The 19447-nt window shown below is 42.2% G+C and carries 19 protein-coding genes; 5 read left to right on the top strand and 14 right to left on the bottom strand.

The genetic code is table 11. The features are described 5' to 3' along the window. Positions 1–205 precede the first annotated feature (205 nt). Complete coding sequence (locus NE664_01030; GenBank protein MCQ4725245.1) at positions 206–352, top strand: hypothetical protein; 147 nt, start codon at positions 206–208, stop codon at positions 350–352. A gap of 729 nt (positions 353–1081) precedes the next feature. Here the strand turns inward: NE664_01030 and NE664_01025 are convergent. The 3 genes from NE664_01025 to NE664_01015 form a co-directional block, all read right to left on the bottom strand. After that, complete coding sequence (locus tag NE664_01025; protein MCQ4725244.1) at positions 1082–4222, bottom strand: suppressor of fused domain protein; 3141 nt, start codon at positions 4220–4222, stop codon at positions 1082–1084. A gap of 18 nt (positions 4223–4240) precedes the next feature. Next, the gene (locus NE664_01020) at positions 4241–4966 is read right to left on the bottom strand and encodes a DUF4241 domain-containing protein (GenBank protein MCQ4725243.1); all 726 of its coding nucleotides are present in this window, start codon (positions 4964–4966) and stop codon (positions 4241–4243) included. A gap of 283 nt (positions 4967–5249) precedes the next feature. Continuing rightward, positions 5250–5891, bottom strand: coding sequence for a TetR/AcrR family transcriptional regulator (locus NE664_01015; protein ID MCQ4725242.1), 642 nt, complete (start codon positions 5889–5891; stop codon positions 5250–5252). Between the two features lie 748 nt (positions 5892–6639). Between NE664_01015 and NE664_01010 the strand changes: the two genes are divergently transcribed. From NE664_01010 to NE664_01000, 3 genes are all read left to right on the top strand, one after another. Next, positions 6640–6909, top strand: coding sequence for a hypothetical protein (locus NE664_01010; protein MCQ4725241.1), 270 nt, complete (start codon positions 6640–6642; stop codon positions 6907–6909). 50 nt (positions 6910–6959) lie between these two features. Next, positions 6960–7451, top strand: a complete 492-nt coding sequence (locus NE664_01005; protein ID MCQ4725240.1) for a hypothetical protein — start codon at positions 6960–6962, stop codon at positions 7449–7451. A 106-nt stretch (positions 7452–7557) separates the two neighbouring features. Then, on the top strand, positions 7558–7908 hold the full coding sequence (locus NE664_01000) for a hypothetical protein (GenBank protein MCQ4725239.1): 351 nt from the start codon (positions 7558–7560) through the stop codon (positions 7906–7908). Between the two features lie 241 nt (positions 7909–8149). Here NE664_01000 and NE664_00995 read toward each other — a convergent pair whose 3' ends face one another. The 10 genes from NE664_00995 to NE664_00950 form a co-directional block, all read right to left on the bottom strand. After that, on the bottom strand, positions 8150–10405 hold the full coding sequence (locus tag NE664_00995) for an AAA family ATPase (protein ID MCQ4725238.1): 2256 nt from the start codon (positions 10403–10405) through the stop codon (positions 8150–8152). Positions 10406–10462: 57 nt separating this feature from the next. Then, positions 10463–10948, bottom strand: a complete 486-nt coding sequence (locus NE664_00990; protein ID MCQ4725237.1) for a hypothetical protein — start codon at positions 10946–10948, stop codon at positions 10463–10465. An 18-nt stretch (positions 10949–10966) separates the two neighbouring features. Further along, a complete protein-coding gene (locus tag NE664_00985) occupies positions 10967–11779 on the bottom strand; it encodes an Eco47II family restriction endonuclease (GenBank protein MCQ4725236.1) in 813 nt (270 codons plus the stop codon). Beyond that, a complete protein-coding gene (gene dcm / locus NE664_00980; GenBank protein ID MCQ4725235.1) occupies positions 11779–13008 on the bottom strand; it encodes a DNA (cytosine-5-)-methyltransferase in 1230 nt (409 codons plus the stop codon). The genes NE664_00985 and dcm overlap by 1 nt, the downstream gene beginning before the upstream one ends. A gap of 172 nt (positions 13009–13180) precedes the next feature. Beyond that, complete coding sequence (locus NE664_00975; protein ID MCQ4725234.1) at positions 13181–13429, bottom strand: DUF6061 family protein; 249 nt, start codon at positions 13427–13429, stop codon at positions 13181–13183. 142 nt (positions 13430–13571) lie between these two features. Beyond that, positions 13572–13712, bottom strand: a complete 141-nt coding sequence (locus NE664_00970) for a hypothetical protein (GenBank protein MCQ4725233.1) — start codon at positions 13710–13712, stop codon at positions 13572–13574. 291 nt (positions 13713–14003) lie between these two features. Then, a complete protein-coding gene (locus NE664_00965) occupies positions 14004–15191 on the bottom strand; it encodes a helicase RepA family protein (protein ID MCQ4725232.1) in 1188 nt (395 codons plus the stop codon). After that, positions 15181–15516, bottom strand: a complete 336-nt coding sequence (locus tag NE664_00960) for a hypothetical protein (protein ID MCQ4725231.1) — start codon at positions 15514–15516, stop codon at positions 15181–15183. The genes NE664_00965 and NE664_00960 overlap by 11 nt, the downstream gene beginning before the upstream one ends. Before the next feature lie 2 nt (positions 15517–15518). Beyond that, a complete protein-coding gene (locus tag NE664_00955; GenBank protein ID MCQ4725230.1) occupies positions 15519–16592 on the bottom strand; it encodes a site-specific integrase in 1074 nt (357 codons plus the stop codon). Further along, positions 16592–16789, bottom strand: coding sequence for a helix-turn-helix domain-containing protein (locus NE664_00950; protein ID MCQ4725229.1), 198 nt, complete (start codon positions 16787–16789; stop codon positions 16592–16594). Before NE664_00950 ends, NE664_00955 begins: the two co-directional genes overlap by 1 nt. Before the next feature lie 271 nt (positions 16790–17060). On the opposite strand from NE664_00950, the gene NE664_00945 reads away from it, so the two are divergent. Further along, positions 17061–17549: a helix-turn-helix domain-containing protein gene (locus tag NE664_00945; protein MCQ4725228.1), complete on the top strand. Its 489-nt coding sequence runs from the start codon at positions 17061–17063 to the stop codon at positions 17547–17549. Between the two features lie 197 nt (positions 17550–17746). Here NE664_00945 and guaA read toward each other — a convergent pair whose 3' ends face one another. Continuing rightward, the gene (gene guaA, locus NE664_00940; protein MCQ4725227.1) at positions 17747–19288 is read right to left on the bottom strand and encodes a glutamine-hydrolyzing GMP synthase; all 1542 of its coding nucleotides are present in this window, start codon (positions 19286–19288) and stop codon (positions 17747–17749) included. Positions 19289–19447: the final 159 nt, after the last annotated feature.

The raw sequence follows: 19447 nt of genomic DNA, 5'->3' as shown, positions 1-19447 counted from the left end.
TAATAACAAGTTTATATCCGATTATATCGACTTTTGGATTTCTGTTGACATTATGTAAATGTTATTTCATACTTAATTACCTTCAGTTTACAAGGGCATACACGCTCCACATGGCAAATTTTTCTGCTCTTCGGCGTTGCAAATACTTGACTGGCCTACGGGCAAGCCTGTATATTTGCGCCTTGATTAACAAAAAAATTTCTCCATGTGGAGTCAAAGAGTTGAGAACATCATTAGCGGTTTAAGAGCAAGGAAAAAGTATGAAGGCGTAGCTAAAGCTACGTCAAAGGCTTTTGACGCCGCTATTGTGCAGCTAATGATATCCTCAACTGTGTATGCCCTTGTAAACTGAAGGTAATAATATGAAATTTAATTTTTTTATTTTTATCTGTATTCGGTTTTTTGCTTTATCCTCAAAATTATCTGTTTTATTCCGGGCGGCAATATGAACGGCACCTATAACATATACCGTTTTTGTATCCATAAGTTTCAGAAATATTCTTTTAATACTATTTCATATCTTATACATGCAATATTTCTGCCTGTCCGATTTATTATAATATTATTTTTCGGCAAATAGTCAAAAGTTTCTTAGGAGATACCGATTTTCAATGCTTGAAAATAATAAACTCAAATTCTTTTCTGATAATGTTTGTTATTTAAAACTCATTTCAAAACCGCTTATTATCAAAATTATAGTTTTTATGAAAACAATTTTAGTTAAATTGTCCATATAAATATCTGGCAACAAAAATTACTGAAACATATACAATTAAATTTATTTAGATACAGCAGACAATCTTATAGACTGCCTGCTATATAAAATTTTCAATTATTTCCGCCAGATCTTGTCAAAAGTTTTATAAACAGATTTGCTTTTTGGATTTAGATCGGGGCATTCGCATTATTTTCATTATTTGGATAGCAAAGACCGTCTGATTTTTTGTTGGCATGGCGTTGCCGATAAGGCGCGCTGAATTAATTTATTACATCAGCGGCATGCCTGATTTTAAACCATGTTTGATTTTTTATTGCAGGATACGCCAATCGCTGAGATTATACTTACAATTAAAACGTACTCTTATTTACTGCTATCCATACTGTTTGGTCGGTTCGGATACACTACAAAATCGACATCCTCCATTTGCTCAATCAAGGCGCCGGCGTCATGTTCCAATTTATACTCCAGCTCCTGACGGTACAGAGGGATTACCTGGTAGAAATTGACCTCCGAACCGTCGGGGAGCGGGCAGAAACAACAGTCATCTTTGACGTTTTGAAGCCCAACTAAAATCGCGGCGCAAAGCCCCGTATCCTCCGAGAAGGGCTTTTGGTTATCCATAGTATGCCCCCAGCCAAGCCAAGTATCCGACAGGATGGGTAAACGTGCCATATCTTTCAGCAGACGAACCGGCCAGTACCACCGCTCGTCATTCATGGACTCCTTGTCCAATTTCCACTCCGGCGGCAGGGCGATGGCCAGTTCTGCACGCTCCAAGCGGTAGTCTGATAATTCCTCCGGTACATTCATTAGGTGGGCTCCCATTCCCATGGTTACCAATGTGCAGTAATTCCGCTCCTCGGCAGGCGGCACCATACATATGTCCACATGAATGTCGGGAGAAACCAGCTCGTGGAACACATAGTCAAATTCTCCAAATGTTCTATTGATATGCTGCTCTATTGCAGACATTTCATCATCGGTATAAAGTTCCGGTTCATTGCTTTCTGCTGAGGACCAGAAGGCATCATCAACCTCTGTTCCATCTGGATTGAGAAAAATCTGGAAGTATTCATCTGTTTCCGTCAACTTGTAAAGCAGGCCGATGCGGTAATCCAGTCCCACCAGCGCCGCGTCCAAGCAAGCCGGTCTGCCGTCCGGGTGTTTCCGTTCCAACCACAATTCATCCTGAAGCCAAGCCTTCAGTTGTTTCAGCCAAGCCTTATGCAGTTTGGACATTCCGCCTTCATTCATCTGAAATACCAGTTCAACAGTATGGTCGTTTACTGTATATGGGAATTGGGTAAACGGAGCGTTAGGCATGTACTGTTCCGGTTTTGGCTCAAAGATTTCCCAGAAGCCTTCCAGCCCTTCTTTATTGACTGTTATGCAAGAGATGGAGCGCTGTTTATCATCTGCGTCTTCATCCAATCCTTGCTGGAGATTTTGATCGGCATCGGGGTTGATCCAATGATATTCCATCTGTTCCAACGGCGCGCCCTCCTCAATTTCCTTTTTCAAAGTAAGGAACTCATAATCGCCGGGCTCCAGGTCAAGACCATGGGCTACTGCATCAAGGGCGCCGACTTTGTCGCCGAAGTGGCTGCGAAGTTTGCCTGCCTGCAGCCAGATCCATGGGTAGTCCGGTTCCTCTTGAATACCTTTTTCTGCATAGTTAAGCGCTTCTTCCAGCTGCCCACAGTACATTAAAGCTACCGAATAGCGGTAGTACCACATAGAACAGCCTTTGGCGTTTTTTTCCGAATGTTTCATCCACTGGGCCGCCTTGTAGTAAAATCGGTATTCGTCTAGGTTGTTGCAGGCGAAAGAATACCACAGAGCGATTTGAAGGTCCTGTTGCGCTTGATGTTGAGTAAATTTCCTTTCCTGCACACCTTGTTTGATAAAGTCATCCAACCAGCCGAGCATCTGCCCAAAGTAGCCCGACACACCATCGTCAAAGGAATCCAGCGTTTCAATATCCTGCTTAGATAGAAGGGAGCCGGTTTCCGGGTTGACTTCCGGCTCTTTTTCCTGTTCCCACAGGCGAACTGCCCCAAGATTCCGTCGGAAAACATGGAAGCCGCCCCAAGTTAAATCGGTTTCGGCGAAGAAATCCCGGGCCGTATCCAGAATAATAGGCAGATCCCAGGCGATGAAGTCCAGATAGCCATAGTACAATCCTGTAGCGCCGCCTAGGAAAGTTACGGCGTCATCTCCGGCGTATTCCTGAATAGCTTCCTTCAAGGCGTCCCGGAATTTCAGGAGCTGTTCAGCTCGGTTTTCACCTTCAAACCCGTCTACCGGATAGCACAGAAAGCCAGCCGTAATGCCATCCTTATGGTACTCGTCCATCACGCCGCTCTCAGCGTTTATGTACTCGTTGATAAGGATCGGCAGACGGCTGGCTCCGGTGTAAACATCCAACCGCCAGTCAGCTTCCGGATCCTTTAACGGCTTGAGCTCATAGGCGATATAACTATTTTCTAGATAGTCCTGAGCATCGTCCCAAAATCTGTATCCCATATCCTGAAGAGTCATACGCAGGGTGCACAGTGCAAAGGACTCTCTTTCCTTGGGATGCTCCGCAACATCCAATTTGCCGATAAGAGCGATGGCGTTGACTTCACCCAACATTTGGTCGATGAGGGTGGAGAGGAGCCACCAGACCTTGTTCTCGTCTGTATGCAGTATGGGCAACAGTTTTTCACAGAAAAGTGTCAGGGCCACCCGATCATCTTCTATAGGTTCTGTCCAGACCTGTACATCCTCCGCGCGCACTTCAATGTCCCCGATCCGGAGAGAGAAGTCGCCTTCGCTGCGACGGCCAACCAGAATATTCCAATGCTCCAGCACAGATGCCGGTGCATGACGCCGGAAGTAAACCAGTGGGAACAGGCCGGATCGACTGCCCTCGGCGCTGAGGATTAACTCATATTTCACCCCGTCGAAGCCCAGCTCAAAGGATGGGGCGGTAATAGCAAGTTCCAACGCTTTGCCGCATTTTTCCATTATTTCCTTGCCGCGTTCACGAAGTTTATCATTATCAATAATTTCCCTCAGCTCAACTTCGATTTGAGAAAAGGCGGCCCAAGCTTCCTCTGTTCTTTCCCGGAAGTTCTTCTCAAACCGGGGAAGGGCAAGACGGCGGCGGCAGTCGTCGATGAGTTCCTGGGTGTCCTTGTCGCCGGGGCGGGCTTCTAATGCCTGTTCAAAATACCGCAGAGCCAACCCCTCTTGATCCATATAATAATAGGAATAACCCATACGGTAGTTCCAACAATGATCCCCTTTGAAATATTCTTCGTGGGGCTTCAGCAAAGCGATAGCTTTTTCAAACAGTTCTCGGTTTTCCGTCTGTGCAAGACTGTTGTAGGCTCTTGCCAGCTCGCTGTCCATTTCCGGAGTGCGCTCTCCGGCGGGCATGGCCTCCAATGTGTCGACGATCTTTTGAAACTCATCGTTTTCATCCCATTTTCGGCATTGTTCCAGCAAATTCATAGATATTCTCCTTTCTGATTACTTATTGTAACTTTCTTCAATATCAATGAAGTGGACATATACCCCACAGACCGTATCCTCAGCGTCATAGCCGAAATAGACCGGATAAACTCCGTCACCCCAGCCAGAGGCAAAAATAGGAAGGTTGCAGTCTGTATCCGCTACTGTCCAGTTGAGCCAATCGCCGCCATCTCTTTGATATTTAGGGTGCGCTTTGGCGTTTTCTTCCAATAAATCACAGAAGAGGTCGTTGTAAGGGTCGATATCATTGTCGTCAGCCAGCCGCTTGCTCCAGTATGTTTGAAAGGCTTTCTGTGTTTGAATGTCTGCAATACATCCTATACCGGTATCAACACCAAAGCCGAAGTATTCGCCGTCCTCCAACTCCTCGCTCAGATCCTCGTTTCCAACCATACCAAGCTCGTACCGAACCGGTTTCTGATCGCTGACTGCTACCTTGATGCAGGCGTAGCGGTCTCCGTATTGTTCGCTGGGTACTACACAGATTCTAACCGGGTAGGTTCCGGAGGGGATAGTCTGGAGATAAGGCCTTGCATTTTCCAGTTCAACAAACGGGTCGCAGGCAAAGACTATCCCTGTGGGGAAGCAGGCTGTGCCTATGTCCAGCACATCCACTGCCGTATTACCGATGCTCTTTTCTATAAAATAGGCGTCCAGGTCAATTTTGCAGGCCAGTTTGTCCTTAATTGATTTATATTGGTTTATCCATTCTTTTGTAGGCATATTGGTTCTCCTTTGCTTTGAAATTTTTTTTGATACTGCTCCCTCAACTTATCAGGGGAGGACTTGCCGCCATTCTCGGACGCCTTGTCCCAGATAGCCCGGAGCGATTTGTGCCAAAGATAATCCCATGTTTTTTGTCTGACTTTTCATCCGCCGGGCTATCATAAAGACAGGCTGCCGCAGGGCAAAAAGATGCACATAAGCGGCATACGAACCAGGGAAATCGGCCTTTTTCAGTGGTTGTTCTATTGAGCTGCATCGTACTTTTATATGGAACCGTTGGTCATTTCCGTTCATATTCTTTCGCTCTGTTTGTTTTTTCTTTTGCCCTCTGCATTTCATCCAGCAGGGCATTGATTTGAAACGCTACCATATCCTCTGCCGCATCCGGAAAAAGGAAGGGCATGGTATCTGGAATTGCCTTGTAGACCATCATCATAGCCAGTGATAGGTTTCCAAACAACTGGGGGTCTATACTGTCTACAGGAAGGCCAAAAACTACAAGCAAATCGCGGAATAATTTGGTTTGATCTTCACGAAAGGTCTGGAAATTTTCTCGTGAGAGACAGCGGTAAACTTCTTGTTCTTCTTCAACAGACAACACGGCGACTCCATTTTTCTCACTGTAAGCGCAGGTTTCTAAAAAGGTTCGAACGCCTTCCCGCCAACTGAGAGCAGGATCTTTCATCAACTGCTTGGCATATTGCAGCAGTTTGGGCTGCTGATACCGAAGCGCCTCCAATACCAGTTCTTCCTTAGAGGAAAAAAAGGTGTAGAAAAAGGTCTTGGAGATGCCTACTTTTTTGCATAGGACGTCAATACTGCTATGGATAAGCCCCCTGTCCAAAATGCACTGGATTACCGTGTTCAGCAGTGTGTCGCGTATTTGCTCCCGTTCCTGTTTGGAATAGGTTTTTCGCGCCATATCTTTCTATCCTCCTTCAGACAATATAAAGAATAAAATTTTAAATTAGTATTTATATAATACCTGAACGGAAACAAATATACAACTATCTTTTAATTAAAATTTTTTATAAACCGGCTCTCTAAATTGGATGCCCCAATATATAGCGGCAGGAAATGCGAGTGTTAATTAACACTAACGTTTCATACCGCCTGCTTGTTGAGGCATAGTTTCCAAGCCGCTTTTGAACACAGAATTTTGTTCTGTGGCTGTACGTTCTGCAAGGATACGGCAAAACACAATTCCCTTTGGCAGTAATGGAGCATATTGTTACACACTATGGTTTTAAGGGATGTCATAAAACATGGCGACCTTTGGCAGATGAATGGGCAAAATGGCCCATTATTGATGTTTTTAGTACATATCAGGGAATTAGGGACAAAACGTAGTCTTATATTTTTAATCACGCAACGGCACTGTGAGTAGTTATCAAAACACAGGCTCTGCCGTTGCGGACATAGAGTTTTACTCAATTACTTTAAACACAAGTGACTCTACTATCCTGTAAGTCAGGTGGAAGGACTGAGGATTATCAATTATTATTCAAATGCTGCTTGCCCTATAACAGTATTTCAAGATTTTTCTTTTTGCCAATGCTCTGGGTGTGAGTATCAATGTATTTACAGATTTTGATATAGAAACAGATTCTGATGTCATTACCTTACTTTTCAAAATTGATGAACAAGTATGGAAATTTACGGAGAAAAGGATGCAGACGGAATTTTGTTTCCAGACACAATCTGTATTAGCTTCAAAATATCCGGAAATCAACAACCGATCTGCTAAATTTGTTAAAACAAAAAAATTACAAGAGAATCTAATAGTTTCCCAAGATGATTTTCCATGTGAAGAATATTTTCAGCATGAATCAGAGCAGATGAACGAAATGTGTGAACAAATCAAACGTCATTTAGTTGATACAAACAGAGTTGTGAAAAAGGGAACTTCCGGAATATCCGTCAAAGTATATTCAGAATAAGATAATTTTCGCTGAAATTATATCTGCTGTTCCGGAAAGGGGATTGGGAGATGAAAGAGAACGTAAATTATAATTCAACAGCTGCAAAAAACTTTGAAGATAACTTAAATCAAGCAGTCAAAAATGCTGGAACAACGGTTCCTTCTACAACAGATAAGGCTAAAACAGCTTTTACAAAATCTAAAGATTCAATTCTGAAAACGATTGATACGAATGGTAATGGAGAAGTTGATATTGAGGATTTTATTATTATCGGGTTAAAAACTCCCGCAATTAAAGTCAACCGGGAAGATTTTTTACAGCGGGAACTAATGAAAAATTATCCTTGCGAAGTAATCGAATCGGATATTACACATAATCCAGCTTATGCTCAGATACCTGCTTGTGAAATTGACAAAATTGCAGACAAAGTAATAAATTTTGAGCGAAACTGCGTTTCTGGAATTTCCGCTTCGCTGGGAGCGCACGGCGGTGCTGCTATGGTTGCCGCTATACATGCTGATTTAGTTCAATACTATGGTTATATGATGCGTGACGCTTAAAAGCTTATGTACTTATATGGTTTTCCGGAAATTGACACTACCGAAAAAGAACACGGATTTGATTCCGAAACTATGAATTTATTAATTATCTGTCTAGAAGTTATGTATGGCATTCAAGGAACAAATACCTCCTTTAAAGCAATGGCAACTGCCTTTGGAAAGGGGGGAGAAATTGATGAATACCGTTCTTACAAAAGGAACGATTTGCCCAATTGTAAAAAGTGTTTCAAAATGGTTTGGCGTTAATATGACAAAACAAGTACTTGTCGGCTTCTCCAAAAAAGCGATTTCTGTTGTTGGCGGCGCAATAGGCGTAGGCATTACATACTTGTTATTTAAACCTTGTTGTTACAAATTAAAGGAATCCTTGCATGATACACTTTTAAGCAACCCAGATTACTATCCTAAGAAAGAAGAAACTGGTATCGTTGACACTATTGAAATTCAAGAAATGTAAACTCTATATTCATAAAAAAAAGAGCCATTTTAACTCCAAAGGACATAAAACAACCCCGGAAACGCTTATTTTATCAGCATTTACGGGGTTCTGTCAGTTATTCCCACTCGCTCCCGTTAGATGTTTTCTAAACAGATTTGCTTATGAGATTTTGCTCAGAGTATTGGTATTCTTTCCATTATTCAGATAGTAACGGCTATCTGATTTTTTGTTGCCATGGTGTTGCCAAAGAAAAGGCAAATCAAAGTCCTTTAACCTTGGTAAAAAGTTCTTTTAATGCCCAATCAGAAATATCTATTAGTGGCTCAAACATAAAGGAATTTAAGTGTATGCTTTCAGGTGTGATAAGATTTACTTCCTCTATTATAGCTTTTTGCTCTGATGTTAAGAACGGCTCTGCTTGTTTATACCATTCTCTTGTTTGATTACTGCTTGCATCTACGCAGATTTTCCCATTTTCTGTAATTATATTCTGCATAAATTTTTCTGTTAAAAGCCGAATTGCAATCGCAATAACCAATTTATGATCCAAAAGCATTTCGTTAGTATTATCTGCAACACAAAGGGTTGCGATTCTAATAATTGCTGAATAGTAATTCTCATCAACACCAGAAAAGGAAACTCCATTAAGAAAATGACTGACTAGATTCCACAAATCCGAGACCCTCATAGATTGCGTATCAAGTGGTGTGGTTTTCAAATGTAGGAAACAGGTTAGTTTCGCATATCTACTGGTAGGTCCGGTGTCCATTTCACTATATTCGCACAAGTTTCTGTAGAATGGAATACTTGATATTAAAAGTTTCTTCTTTTCATCGTTATTAATGTTTCCATCTTTGATGCCGGAAATCACAACATTCTTAAAAAAGTCCTTTTGATACTTGAATTCCGTAACTGAAGTAACACCTTCTTCATCACGCTGTGCAATAAAACAATTCGAGCGATTTACACCCAATCTTAGTTTTACTGTCCTATAAAAGTCAAAATTATGTGTGAGAATAAGCAAATCAATGCCAGAAGTGTTACCGAGGTCGTTAAGATACTCAATAATGGCATACTTGTTCTTATAATCAAACGAATCTGCTATATCATCTGCAATTATTAAGAACTGTCCGCCACCAGCACTCGCTTGTTGCCTAATTCTTTCAAGATCAAACAAAATATACAGCAGATAAAGTGCTCTTTTTTCGCCAGTACTCAATGATCCCATTAAATCATCTTTTTTTAGCGTAGCACTCTGTTGTGCAGTAACCCCTCGAGTATATTTGAATGACAGATTTGGTGCTTCATCTTTTAGCAAGAAGTTAGCTTTGTTTTCAATCTGAACCTCAAATGGAACACGAAATCGTCTATTAAACTCATTAACTACCGCTTGCCATCTTGCCGATTGTGCAGCAGCCTGTTCATACAACGCCCGAATTTGAATTGTATATTGCGAAATTCTACCATAGTAATCAGCAAAGGGAGTGTCAAGTTTTGAAAAGCAATCAAGCCATGTTTGAATCTTTAAGGCATTAATGTCTCTCAACGCAGGAATTATTTCGCGATGGGAGATAATAATATCACGGAGTCGCGAAACATTTTCATTAGCAGTAAGTAGTTTTTTTAGTTTTTGAAAAACTGTACTTAATTGAGGTGTTGCATAAATACGCTCTAATTGCTCATCTACTGCAGCTCTCCACTCATCAAGTGAATGAATAACTGTAATTCTGTCTTTTAAGTGAATAGTGTGTTGTGCATTAAAGAGATTATGTTTTGCCAATTCTTTGCCGAGAGTTTCTGCATTTCTATCGGTAAACCCGTCGCTCAATATAGGATTATCTTCCAAAAGAGTGTTAAGATTCTCAATATATTCCTCAATAGAATTAACAAATTCTCGCTTACTATATACGGCCAACACTTTATCGTTAAACAACTCTGAATAAGTACAATCATTCAAATAATCGAGTACCTGTCGATTTTCAATGAGCTCATGTATTTTTTCAAAAATATCCGTCCAATCGGAAGTGTTGTCCAGCCCTAAATCAGCAATTATTTTTCCTTTAATTTGGGGCTTAGTTAAACCAGTCAGAGTCCTCAGTTTATCCTCAATTTGCCGAATTTCGTCGCTAAACTGAGCCATAAGAACATTATATTCATTTCTTGTAGTTTCATCTGCCAATAAAGTACTTACAGTTTCTTTAGTAAATTCAAATGAATCAGTAAATGTATTGACAACATATATTCTATCCGTTGTCGCTAGAGTTGTCGCGGCATTGGCTGAACTAAAAACATACTGACTTGTATAATGTGTTACCGAGTAACTAGTAACTGCATCTCTAAAAATGCGGTCACTTGTTTCTACTCCTTTTGAAATGTCATCAAATACCTTTGCTAACGAACTTTTCATTACTCCGTTAGGCGCATATATCATAGCTTTGTTACAGCGAGAAAAATTGATATTAGGTAGATTAAACAGTTTTAATCCATAACAGTTTTCAAAATGCCCACTAAGCATTGCGTCTCACTCCCCCATAAACTCTTTTGCTAAACACAACATGTAGGAAAAAGGCGATTAAATTTTCTTATAAATCATTTTGCCATCTTCAATCAAGGAATTAGTCACCAACAAGTTGTATGCACCAATTCTTGAGTGCCAATGTTTATGCTTAAAAAATGCTTCCCAGTCAAGTTCCAATATGAACTCCGGCTGGTATTTTTCATTGAGTTTGATGATTACCACATACTCAAACAAGGGCTTAATAGCGTTAATATCGGTATCTTTTTCGATTCCATAAAAAGCTCCCGTTGTATTTGTTGTGATACACTTTATAGAGTAGCGTTCGCCATTTACACTAATGGCATCAATGTTTTTAGTTGACGGCGGAGCAAATTGTAATTTTGGCAAGCCTTTTGTTTTGGTATAATAATCCACAACGATATATTCACCTAAATCACCAGTAACATTTTTAGAACGAATTAGCTTGTCCTCACGCATTTTGGATAGTAATTCGCCGTAAATCTCAATAAGCTCCATGCCAGAATATTCTGAAAAATCCATAGCATAAAATCCTTCTGTTTATTTCGTAAATCCCTTGTAAGTTCCAAACCCAAGCATATACGCAGCCATAGCAATGGCCAAATCTTCCGATTCAACATTCTGTTTGCTTGCCATAGCTCTCAGCTCGTCAATAACTGTATCGTGTGGCACAATCGTACCTTCTAACTCTTTAACTGCCTTTTCAATAACGGACGGCAATATCATACACATCTGATAAAAAGCATCGTCCTGTCCTGTTACTAAGGCATAGAATTGATCAAGACTTACCCTGCGGATAAGTTTATGACCAACCTTTTTCTTATCAACTGTCGTTTCCCATTTGATATTCTGGGAGCGCTGTGCAATTGCTTCTACCAAAAAACAAGCACAATCATCGTCATTTAACAACTGATTCTGCATTTTGATAAAGGTTTTACCTGCTGAAGCAGAATTCATTGTATTATGTTTATTTTTCATTTCAACATAAACGGTATGTACATTTCCTGCGTCAGGAATAGGAATACCATCAGCATTTTCGTAAATTACATCCCAACCGCCTTCTTCACCATTTGGCGGAACGTGACAATTTTTAATGTATTGGAAAATACGCTGATGAAAATATCCAATATCGTTGTTGTTAGACTTGTCCCTTTGACGGAAAATTTCGTTACTTACAATTTCTTCCCAAGAAGATTGATATACTGTCTTGTCAAAAATCAATTTAATCGGATCAATGATATTTTTATTAAAGCGCTTTAAATCAAATGATTCAAGTTTCTCTCCGTATTTTTCAATCGTTGCTTTGACGTGATTTGAAAAATCTTCTTCACTTATAAAAGTTAAATTCCACATTATAAACTCTCCAATGCTTCTCTTATTTTTACTGCTATTTCATACGCTAAATTAACCGGTACAGCGTTTCCCACCTGTTTGTATTGCTGTCCTACACTTCCACAGAATTGCCAATCATCAGGAAAACTCTGACATCTTGCGTTTTCACGGATTGTAAATGGACGAGGCTCCAATGGGTGACAGCGATCAGTCTGCTTTTGACTTGGAGAAGTTAGAACAGTAAGTGAAGGTTCATCTAAACTCAATCTTCTTAAAATACCTGTTCTGCCGCCTTCCATATACCAACAGCTTTTCATATATTCTTTCGCAATATCTTCGGGAATGTCTCTCCAATAACCACCCGGGGGAACAAGCTCAAATATTTTGCGTTTATGATCGGAATATTGTGAGCCTTCACTTTGAGGACAATCTAAAAGAATATCTCTCAATACCGGTTTATATTTATGCGGAGCAGGGAAATCAAACTTAATTTTTGGGACTAAATCATTTCTAATTCCAATCGTAATTAAGCGTTCTCTCTTTTGAGCAACTCCGTAATCCCAAGCATTTAAGACTTGTTTTTGTATGGTATAACCTTCGCTCTCAAAAATATCTGTAATTGTTTTGTATGTGCGCCCTTTATCGTGTGTCAACAAACCTCGCACATTTTCGAACAAAAACATTTTTGGCTGGAGCTGTTCCAAAAATTTTGCGTAATGATAAAACAATGTACCTCGTGCATCTTCCAAACCTAATCTTTTTCCAGCATAGGAAAACGCTTGACATGGTGCACCACCTGATAATAAATCAAGCTCTCCTTTTTTTATGTTAAAATACTCTTCCAAATCTAAGCAAGAAATATTGGCAATATCATCGTTAATAACTCGCCAATTCGGACGATTACACTTTAATGTATCTGACGCAGCTTTATCAAATTCAATTAAACCAATTGTATCAAACCCTGCCTCTTCGATACCAAGAGCTAGTCCTCCTGCTCCTGCAAATAATTCTATGGCAGAAAGTTTTTCCTTTGTTGGTTTTTCGCTGGTTTCTTGCACAATCTCAATAATGTCTCCAATGTTACAATCCATAACAGCACAAATTTTTTCAATGCTATCAAAAGAAATCGTTTCGTTTTTCCCCATACGAGCCATTACATTAAAACTAATCCCTGCAGCTTCTTTTAATTCGGTTTTATTCATATTTTTATCAATCAGCAATTTCCACAATTTATTGTAACTAACAGCCACAACATATCCTCCAAATCAAATAATCCAAATACACAAAATTGGGTTATCTATATGATAGCACATTTCAACCCAAAAAGCAATTTTTCTCACGGTTTCGTTAGAAAATCTTTTCTATGATTTTTAACCGCAGAAAAATAGACTGGGCTCCACAATTTTTATACAGTAACTCTGATCAATTCTCAAATGTTTTACTTGAAGTTACAGTTTTCAGATACTTCTCTGTAGCACCCTTCAAAATCAGCTCCGCATAGGCCAGCGGATTGTTGTAGATCAACCAGTCTAGTTCTGACCGTTGATACATACTGTTTGCCACCTCGTTCTCTACGGCGGTGCAGTCAATGGAGAGCAGCATCCCATCCTCCAGAGACAGCTCCACGCAGGCGGTATCCAAGTTGAACTCACAGGACAAAATCTTTCTCATAGCCGTTACCTCCTAATGCTTAAATTTCGGTTGATTTTTCGTAGCGGTACAAAGTCCGTTTCGTTAATTTTAGAATCTGGCAAGCAATGCGTGTGGCTATCCACACACAAATCCGGCAAGCAATGCGAGTGTTAATACACACTCACATTTCCTGCCGTCTGCTTGTTGAGGGCAGCGCCCCCAAGCCCCTTGAACACAGAATTTCATTCTGTGGCTGCGCGTTCTGCGAACGCTTTGAAAGGGTACGCCAAAGCGCCGTTCCCTTTAAGATGCCATAGAACAAATCGTTCCACCCTTACGCCTGATGGCTACCGTGAAACGCAGTAGTCATCGCTAGATGCGTGGGCAAAATGTTTTCCCATCCTTCGCTTTTACTTCGCATCCTGTGCCCCGGGCTCAAGTCATGAGGGCTACTCCTTAATATTTACATGGTACGCCCTAAAATAGGGCTCACCTGAAAAGATGGGGTGGCAAAACACCACCTCATATTTTCTTTTCCGCAACGGTGGCGACGGTCGCAACGGTGCAGGAGCCCCCCTCAAAACACCGTCGCGACCGTTGCAAGCGTTGCGCTTTACTTGATTACTTCAACCATAGGTGCTTCTATCACCATATAAGTCAGCCTGATACGCCGTCCGGCATGCTTGGTTTTGTTCTCGTACTTCACCTGATGTTCTTCCAGCAGGCGGCTGGCATTCACATTCAAATGCTTGGTAAGGCGGTTCACTGCCATATTCAACTGGAGGGCTTCGGCAAGCTCTGTAGGGCTGCCTTCCCGCTCGCGGTTCTCGTCAGATACGATCTTCGCTACCGCTTCCAGCACCGGGTCCGGAGGTTGCTTCCAAAGCTCATTCTCCGCATGGTCAAGGAGCCATACCAGACGCTCCTGATCTTTACTTAAATACAGCCGCTGATCCGGCTGATCTCGTCCACTAATTTCCAGTGTGGCCTTTCCGTCAGTTCGTTTTTCTTTCTGCATAATGAGTGCCCCATCTGCACAGCCCGACAGTCCGGTGGTGCCGGAAATCTTCTCAAAGCTATCTCCCGCAGGCTGCTTTCTGGTGTGGTGGACAATCAGGATGCAAACTCCATGCCGGTCTGCAAATTGTTTTAGTTTTCCAATCACCTCATAGTCGCTGGAATAACTGTAGTTATCACTTACCATCTCCCGGACTTTTTGAAGTGTGTCCACGATAATGAGCTTGGTGTCGCTGTGTTCACGGACAAATTTTTCAAGTTGTTCATCCAGACCGCTGCCGATCATCTTGGCACTGGTAGCAAAGTGGAGAGAGCTTGTCCCCTCCACACCGAACATGCGGAACATCCTGCGTTGCAAACGGCTTTCGTCATCTTCCAAAGCAAGATAGAGGACTGTTCCCTGATGAACTTTGTAGCCCCACAAATCCTGCCCAGTGCTGACATGGTGGGCGATTTGCGCCACCAGAAAAGATTTGCCGATTTTGGGCGCTCCGGCAAGGATATATGCTCCAGTATAGAGCAGGTTTTCAATCACCGCAGACTTTACCTCAAACACATTGTCCATCAGCTCGTCCAGGGTTACAGTGTGCAGGTAAGCTGGGTCGCTCATGCGCTGTATCTTGCGGTACATTTCTTCCAGGCTTTCCTGAGGATTTACAACTTCATCGTTGATTTCTTCCTTAGAAGTGGTTATACTAATGTCAGAGTTTTTAGAGATTGACTGCCCATCGTCTGCGCCAACAGATGAAGCATGGGTGGTCATTTTCTTTTTTTCATCGATCATAGGCAATATCCTCCTGCATTCCTTTCATAATGGTTGTGATCATCTGAATGGTGTCCAACAGTTCCTCATTTACTCCTTGCCCGGCTTCAATACGGTGCAGCTCGTCCAGCACAGCAGCCAGCTGATCTCGCAGTGCCTTATAGACTCTTGGATTTCCCTGCACCACCACATCCCGGCAGAGCAGCCGACGGATGATATAATCCTGCTTGGTCAGTCCGATGAGCTTGACTGCTGTTTCAATCTGGGCATCCTCCTCAGGGGAGACCCGGAAAGATACGGCCTTGTTTCTCCAACGATTGTGCTTATCCAAATTTTTTGCTGACATTTTTAATTGCCCCTTTCCATATTCAATTTATCTGCCATTTCCGTTTGTTTGGACGGAAACAGGTGTGCATAATTGTAAGTGATGTCGATGCTCTCATGACCCACCCGATCTGCGATGGCTGTGGCGGAGAACCCCATGTCGATCAAAAGCGAAACTGCGCTGTGACGAATATCGTGGATTCGGATACGCGGGACTCCGGCCTCTTTGGAGCCTCTATCCATCTCCCGGTGGAGATAACTCTTGGTGACGGTGAACATTCGGTCATTTGCTCCAATGCCGTAGAGCATTTTGAGGTAATCCTGAATTTCCTCTGCCAGAAACTGCGGCATAGTGATGACACGATTGCTCTTTTCTGTTTTTGGAGTGGTAATCAAATCCTGCCCGTTTAGCCGCTGATAGGATTTGTTGATGGTGACAGTGCGCTTCTCAAAGTCAAAATCTGCCGGGGTCAGAGCCAGAAGTTCTCCCTCTCGGATACCGCACCAGTAAAGCATCTCAAAGGCATAGAAGGATAGCGGTTTATCCATCATCACCTCGGCAAATTTCAAATACTGCTCCTTAGTCCAGAACATCATCTCTCGGTTTTTCTTTTTCCCCATGCTGCCTGCCTTTTTACAAGGGTTATCACGGAGATTGTAATACCGTACTGCATGGTTAAAGATTGCACTGAGTTGATTGTGAACCGTCTTAAGGTACACAGGTGAATAAGGTTGCCCATTTTCATCCTTATGGTTCATCATCTCGTTCTGCCAGGTGATAATCTGCTGGGCGGTGATGTTACACATCTTCAGCTTGCCGAAGTAGGGGAGCAGCTTGGTGCGGATAATATGCTCCTTTGTGGCCCAAGTGTTTTCCTTGAGCCGGGTCTTCATATCCGCTGTGTAAAGTTCCACAAAGCTTTTGAAGTTCATATCCCGGTCGGCACTGGTTTTATGAATCTGTTCACGCTCCCAGGCCTGTGCCTCTCGCTTGGTCTTAAAACCGCGTTTCTGGGTCTGCTTCCGCTCACCATTCCAGTCGGTATAGCGATAAACTGCTCGCCAGGTGCCGGTTTTTTCTTCCTTGTAAACGGCCATTATGACTCCTCCTTTGCTGTTTTGGTATAGTAATACTTCTCCCTAAAGAATTCTCGATTGACACGGCCGGAGATGGTCAAATATCCTTTCTCCTGCAATTCTTCGTTAAGCCCATGGATTACCTTGTAGGCGTGGGATTTGGAGATGCCCAATTCTTGAGCAACTTCGTCTGCTCGCATAAAACTCTGTTTCTGCATAAATAAAATACCTTCCTTTCCTTGTTGGTTGTTTCTGCCTGCCAATTTTGTTTTTCATAAAGACCTCCTTACTCTCTACTGCCACTTTTTTCAGATTTTGCACCCAAGAATTTTGAAAAAAGTTTCTTCAGTTATTCTAACTAAGCATAATAGCTTGTGTCAATCAGCGCACACAAAATAAATTAAATAAAATTGTTTAGTATTCTCTTGACTTTCCTAAGCATTTCTGCTACGCTTTTTATAAAGACAGCTAACGATTGGAGTTGATGATATGGCGATTGGTGAACGAATTCACTTTTTCCGTCTCCTGCGGGGGATGACACAAAAATATCTTGGCATGTCACTGGGCTTCCCGGAGAAGTCTGCTGATGTGCGCCTTGCACAGTACGAAACAGGATCAAGAACCCCTAAGGCAGACCTGACCGCCGCCCTGGCTGAGGTGCTGGATGTCTCGCCCCATGCGCTCTCTGTTCCGGACATAGACTCCTATGTAGGGCTGATGCACACGCTGTTTACCCTGGAGGATAACTACGGGCTCAAGGTTAACGAGATGGATGGAGAAATCTGCTTGAAGGTCGATGTTCGGAAGAACAAGGACGCTGCCCGACTGCACGAGATGCTCTGTTCATGGCAGCAGGCCGCTACCATGTTGGAGGCGGGCGAGATTTCCAAAGAGGATTACGACAAGTGGCGCTACCACTACCCGGAGTTTGACAAGGCTCAGAACTATGTGAAGATGCCGCCCCAGGATCTCGTTTGACCCTCTCACTTGTAGGCCACGGGAGAGGCCGTTTGTTGCACAGAATAATAATAAAAAGAAAAAGAGAGCCAACTGACTAATCAAAATCAGTTAGCTCTCTTTTTATGAATAATGAAAAAATGTTGCCATTTCGTTGCCACAGAGGGCATCAAACCTTAGAAAACCCAGTCATTCCGGGCTTTTTCGGGCCTCTGAAATTATTCCCACTCAATCGTAGCAGGCGGTTTTGAAGTTATATCATACACAACCCTGTTAATATGTTTTACTTCATTAACGATCCTGACGCTTACTTTATCTAGTACTTCATAGGGTATTCGTGCCCAGTCTGCCGTCATAAAATCTGTGGTTGTTACTCCTCTTAGGGCAAGCGTATAATCGTATGTCCTTCCATCGCCCATAACTCCTACGGAACGCATGTCTGTAATAACTGCAAAATATTGGTTTATATCCCTGTCAAGCCCGGCTATCCTTATTTCCTCGCGGAAGATAGCGTCGGCTTCGCGAAGTATAGAAAGCTTTTCTTCGGTAACTTCGCCTATAACCCTTATTCCGAGTCCGGGACCGGGGAAGGGCTGACGCCATACAAGGGAGTCGGGAAGCCCAAGTTCAAGGCCCATTTGTCTAACTTCGTCTTTAAAAAGCATCCTGAGCGGTTCTATAAGTTCGTCGAAATCTACTACATCGGGAAGGCCGCCTACATTGTGATGACTTTTTATTACGGCGCTGTCGCCAAGACCGCTTTCGATAACGTCAGGGTATATTGTGCCTTGTACAAGGAAACTTACTTTGCCGATTTTTTTAGCTTCATCTTCAAATACGCGAATGAATTCTTCACCTATAATTTTTCTTTTCCTTTCAGGTTCGCTTACGCCTTTAAGTTTGTCCAGGAATCTCTGCTGTGCGTTTGCACGGACAAAGTTACTGTCAAATACGCCTTTAAAAGCCGCTTCAACTTCGTCGCCTTCATCTTTTCTCATTAACCCGTTATCAACAAAAACGCATGTAAGCTGTCTTCCGACAGCCTTGCTTACTAAAGCGGCAACAACGGAAGAATCGACGCCTCCGGAGAGAGCGCAGAGAACTTTACCGGAACCCACTTTTTCCCTTATAGACTTGATTTGTTCATCTATATAGCGCGTCATAACCCAGTCGCCTTTGCAGCGGCAAACATTATAAAGGAAGTTATAAAGCATTTTTTTGCCGTTGGGCGTGTGATTGACTTCAGGATGAAACTGGACTGCATAGAAATTTTTTTCTTCACATTCCATAGCCGCAACCGGGCATGTAGGGGTTGACGCTGTTATTTTAAAACCGTCCGGCACTTTGTTTATATAATCAGTGTGGCTCATCCAACAGATCTGGTCTGTTTCAATGCCGTCGAAAAGTTTGCTTTCACAATCCGAGATTATAACGCCGGTTTTTCCATATTCGCTTTTTTCGCTTGCATCTTCAACGCTTCCGCCTAATGTGTATGCCATAAGTTGGCATCCGTAGCATATGCCGAGAATAGGTATGCCCATTTCGAAGATTTCTTTTGCAATATGCGGGGACTTTTCGTCATATACGCTGTTAGGACCTCCTGTAAATATAATTCCTTTGGGGCCGAGTTTTTTTATTTCATCCAAAGGCGTTTTATAAGATTTGACTTCGCAATATACTTTACATTCCCTGACGCGCCTTGCAATCAGCTGGTTATATTGACCGCCAAAATCAAGAACAATAACTAATTCGTTTTTCATTGTTGTTCCTCCAAATTTTTAATATAAACTTAACTATCAACATTTCAGCAGATTAGAGCTTACTAATCTGTTGTTAGAACTTGTTTTTATAATATCATAACAGCCCTTTTTTTACAATATCTCCGCTTAAAAATGCATATCTCCTATGGCGGCCGCAAA

The organism is Anaerotignum faecicola (genome assembly GCA_024460105.1).
GTDB lineage: Bacteria > Bacillota > Clostridia > Lachnospirales > Anaerotignaceae > JANFXS01.
Note: the sequence above shows the minus strand (reverse complement) of the source record. Positions and strands in the feature narration are given on the sequence as shown.

Bases quoted from the DNA above. Each gene is read 5' to 3' on its own strand.
- NE664_00985 (MCQ4725236.1), bottom strand. From the start codon at position 11,779: ATGTGGAATTTAACTTTTATAAGTGAAGAAGATTTTTCAAATCACGTC.
- NE664_00950 (MCQ4725229.1), bottom strand. From the start codon at position 16,789: ATGCAGAAACAGAGTTTTATGCGAGCAGACGAAGTTGCTCAAGAATTG.
- NE664_00975 (MCQ4725234.1), bottom strand. From the start codon at position 13,429: ATGAGAAAGATTTTGTCCTGTGAGTTCAACTTGGATACCGCCTGCGTG.
- NE664_00945 (MCQ4725228.1), top strand. From the start codon at position 17,061: ATGGCGATTGGTGAACGAATTCACTTTTTCCGTCTCCTGCGGGGGATG.
- NE664_01005 (MCQ4725240.1), top strand. From the start codon at position 6,960: ATGAAAGAGAACGTAAATTATAATTCAACAGCTGCAAAAAACTTTGAA.
- NE664_00965 (MCQ4725232.1), bottom strand. From the start codon at position 15,191: ATGATCGATGAAAAAAAGAAAATGACCACCCATGCTTCATCTGTTGGC.
- NE664_01020 (MCQ4725243.1), bottom strand. From the start codon at position 4,966: ATGCCTACAAAAGAATGGATAAACCAATATAAATCAATTAAGGACAAA.
- NE664_01015 (MCQ4725242.1), bottom strand. From the start codon at position 5,891: ATGGCGCGAAAAACCTATTCCAAACAGGAACGGGAGCAAATACGCGAC.
- NE664_00990 (MCQ4725237.1), bottom strand. From the start codon at position 10,948: ATGGATTTTTCAGAATATTCTGGCATGGAGCTTATTGAGATTTACGGC.
- NE664_01000 (MCQ4725239.1), top strand. From the start codon at position 7,558: ATGGCATTCAAGGAACAAATACCTCCTTTAAAGCAATGGCAACTGCCT.
- guaA (MCQ4725227.1), bottom strand. From the start codon at position 19,288: ATGAAAAACGAATTAGTTATTGTTCTTGATTTTGGCGGTCAATATAAC.
- NE664_01030 (MCQ4725245.1), top strand. From the start codon at position 206: ATGTGGAGTCAAAGAGTTGAGAACATCATTAGCGGTTTAAGAGCAAGG.
- NE664_01010 (MCQ4725241.1), top strand. From the start codon at position 6,640: ATGCAGACGGAATTTTGTTTCCAGACACAATCTGTATTAGCTTCAAAA.
- NE664_00955 (MCQ4725230.1), bottom strand. From the start codon at position 16,592: ATGGCCGTTTACAAGGAAGAAAAAACCGGCACCTGGCGAGCAGTTTAT.
- NE664_01025 (MCQ4725244.1), bottom strand. From the start codon at position 4,222: ATGAATTTGCTGGAACAATGCCGAAAATGGGATGAAAACGATGAGTTT.
- NE664_00960 (MCQ4725231.1), bottom strand. From the start codon at position 15,516: ATGTCAGCAAAAAATTTGGATAAGCACAATCGTTGGAGAAACAAGGCC.
- NE664_00995 (MCQ4725238.1), bottom strand. From the start codon at position 10,405: ATGCTTAGTGGGCATTTTGAAAACTGTTATGGATTAAAACTGTTTAAT.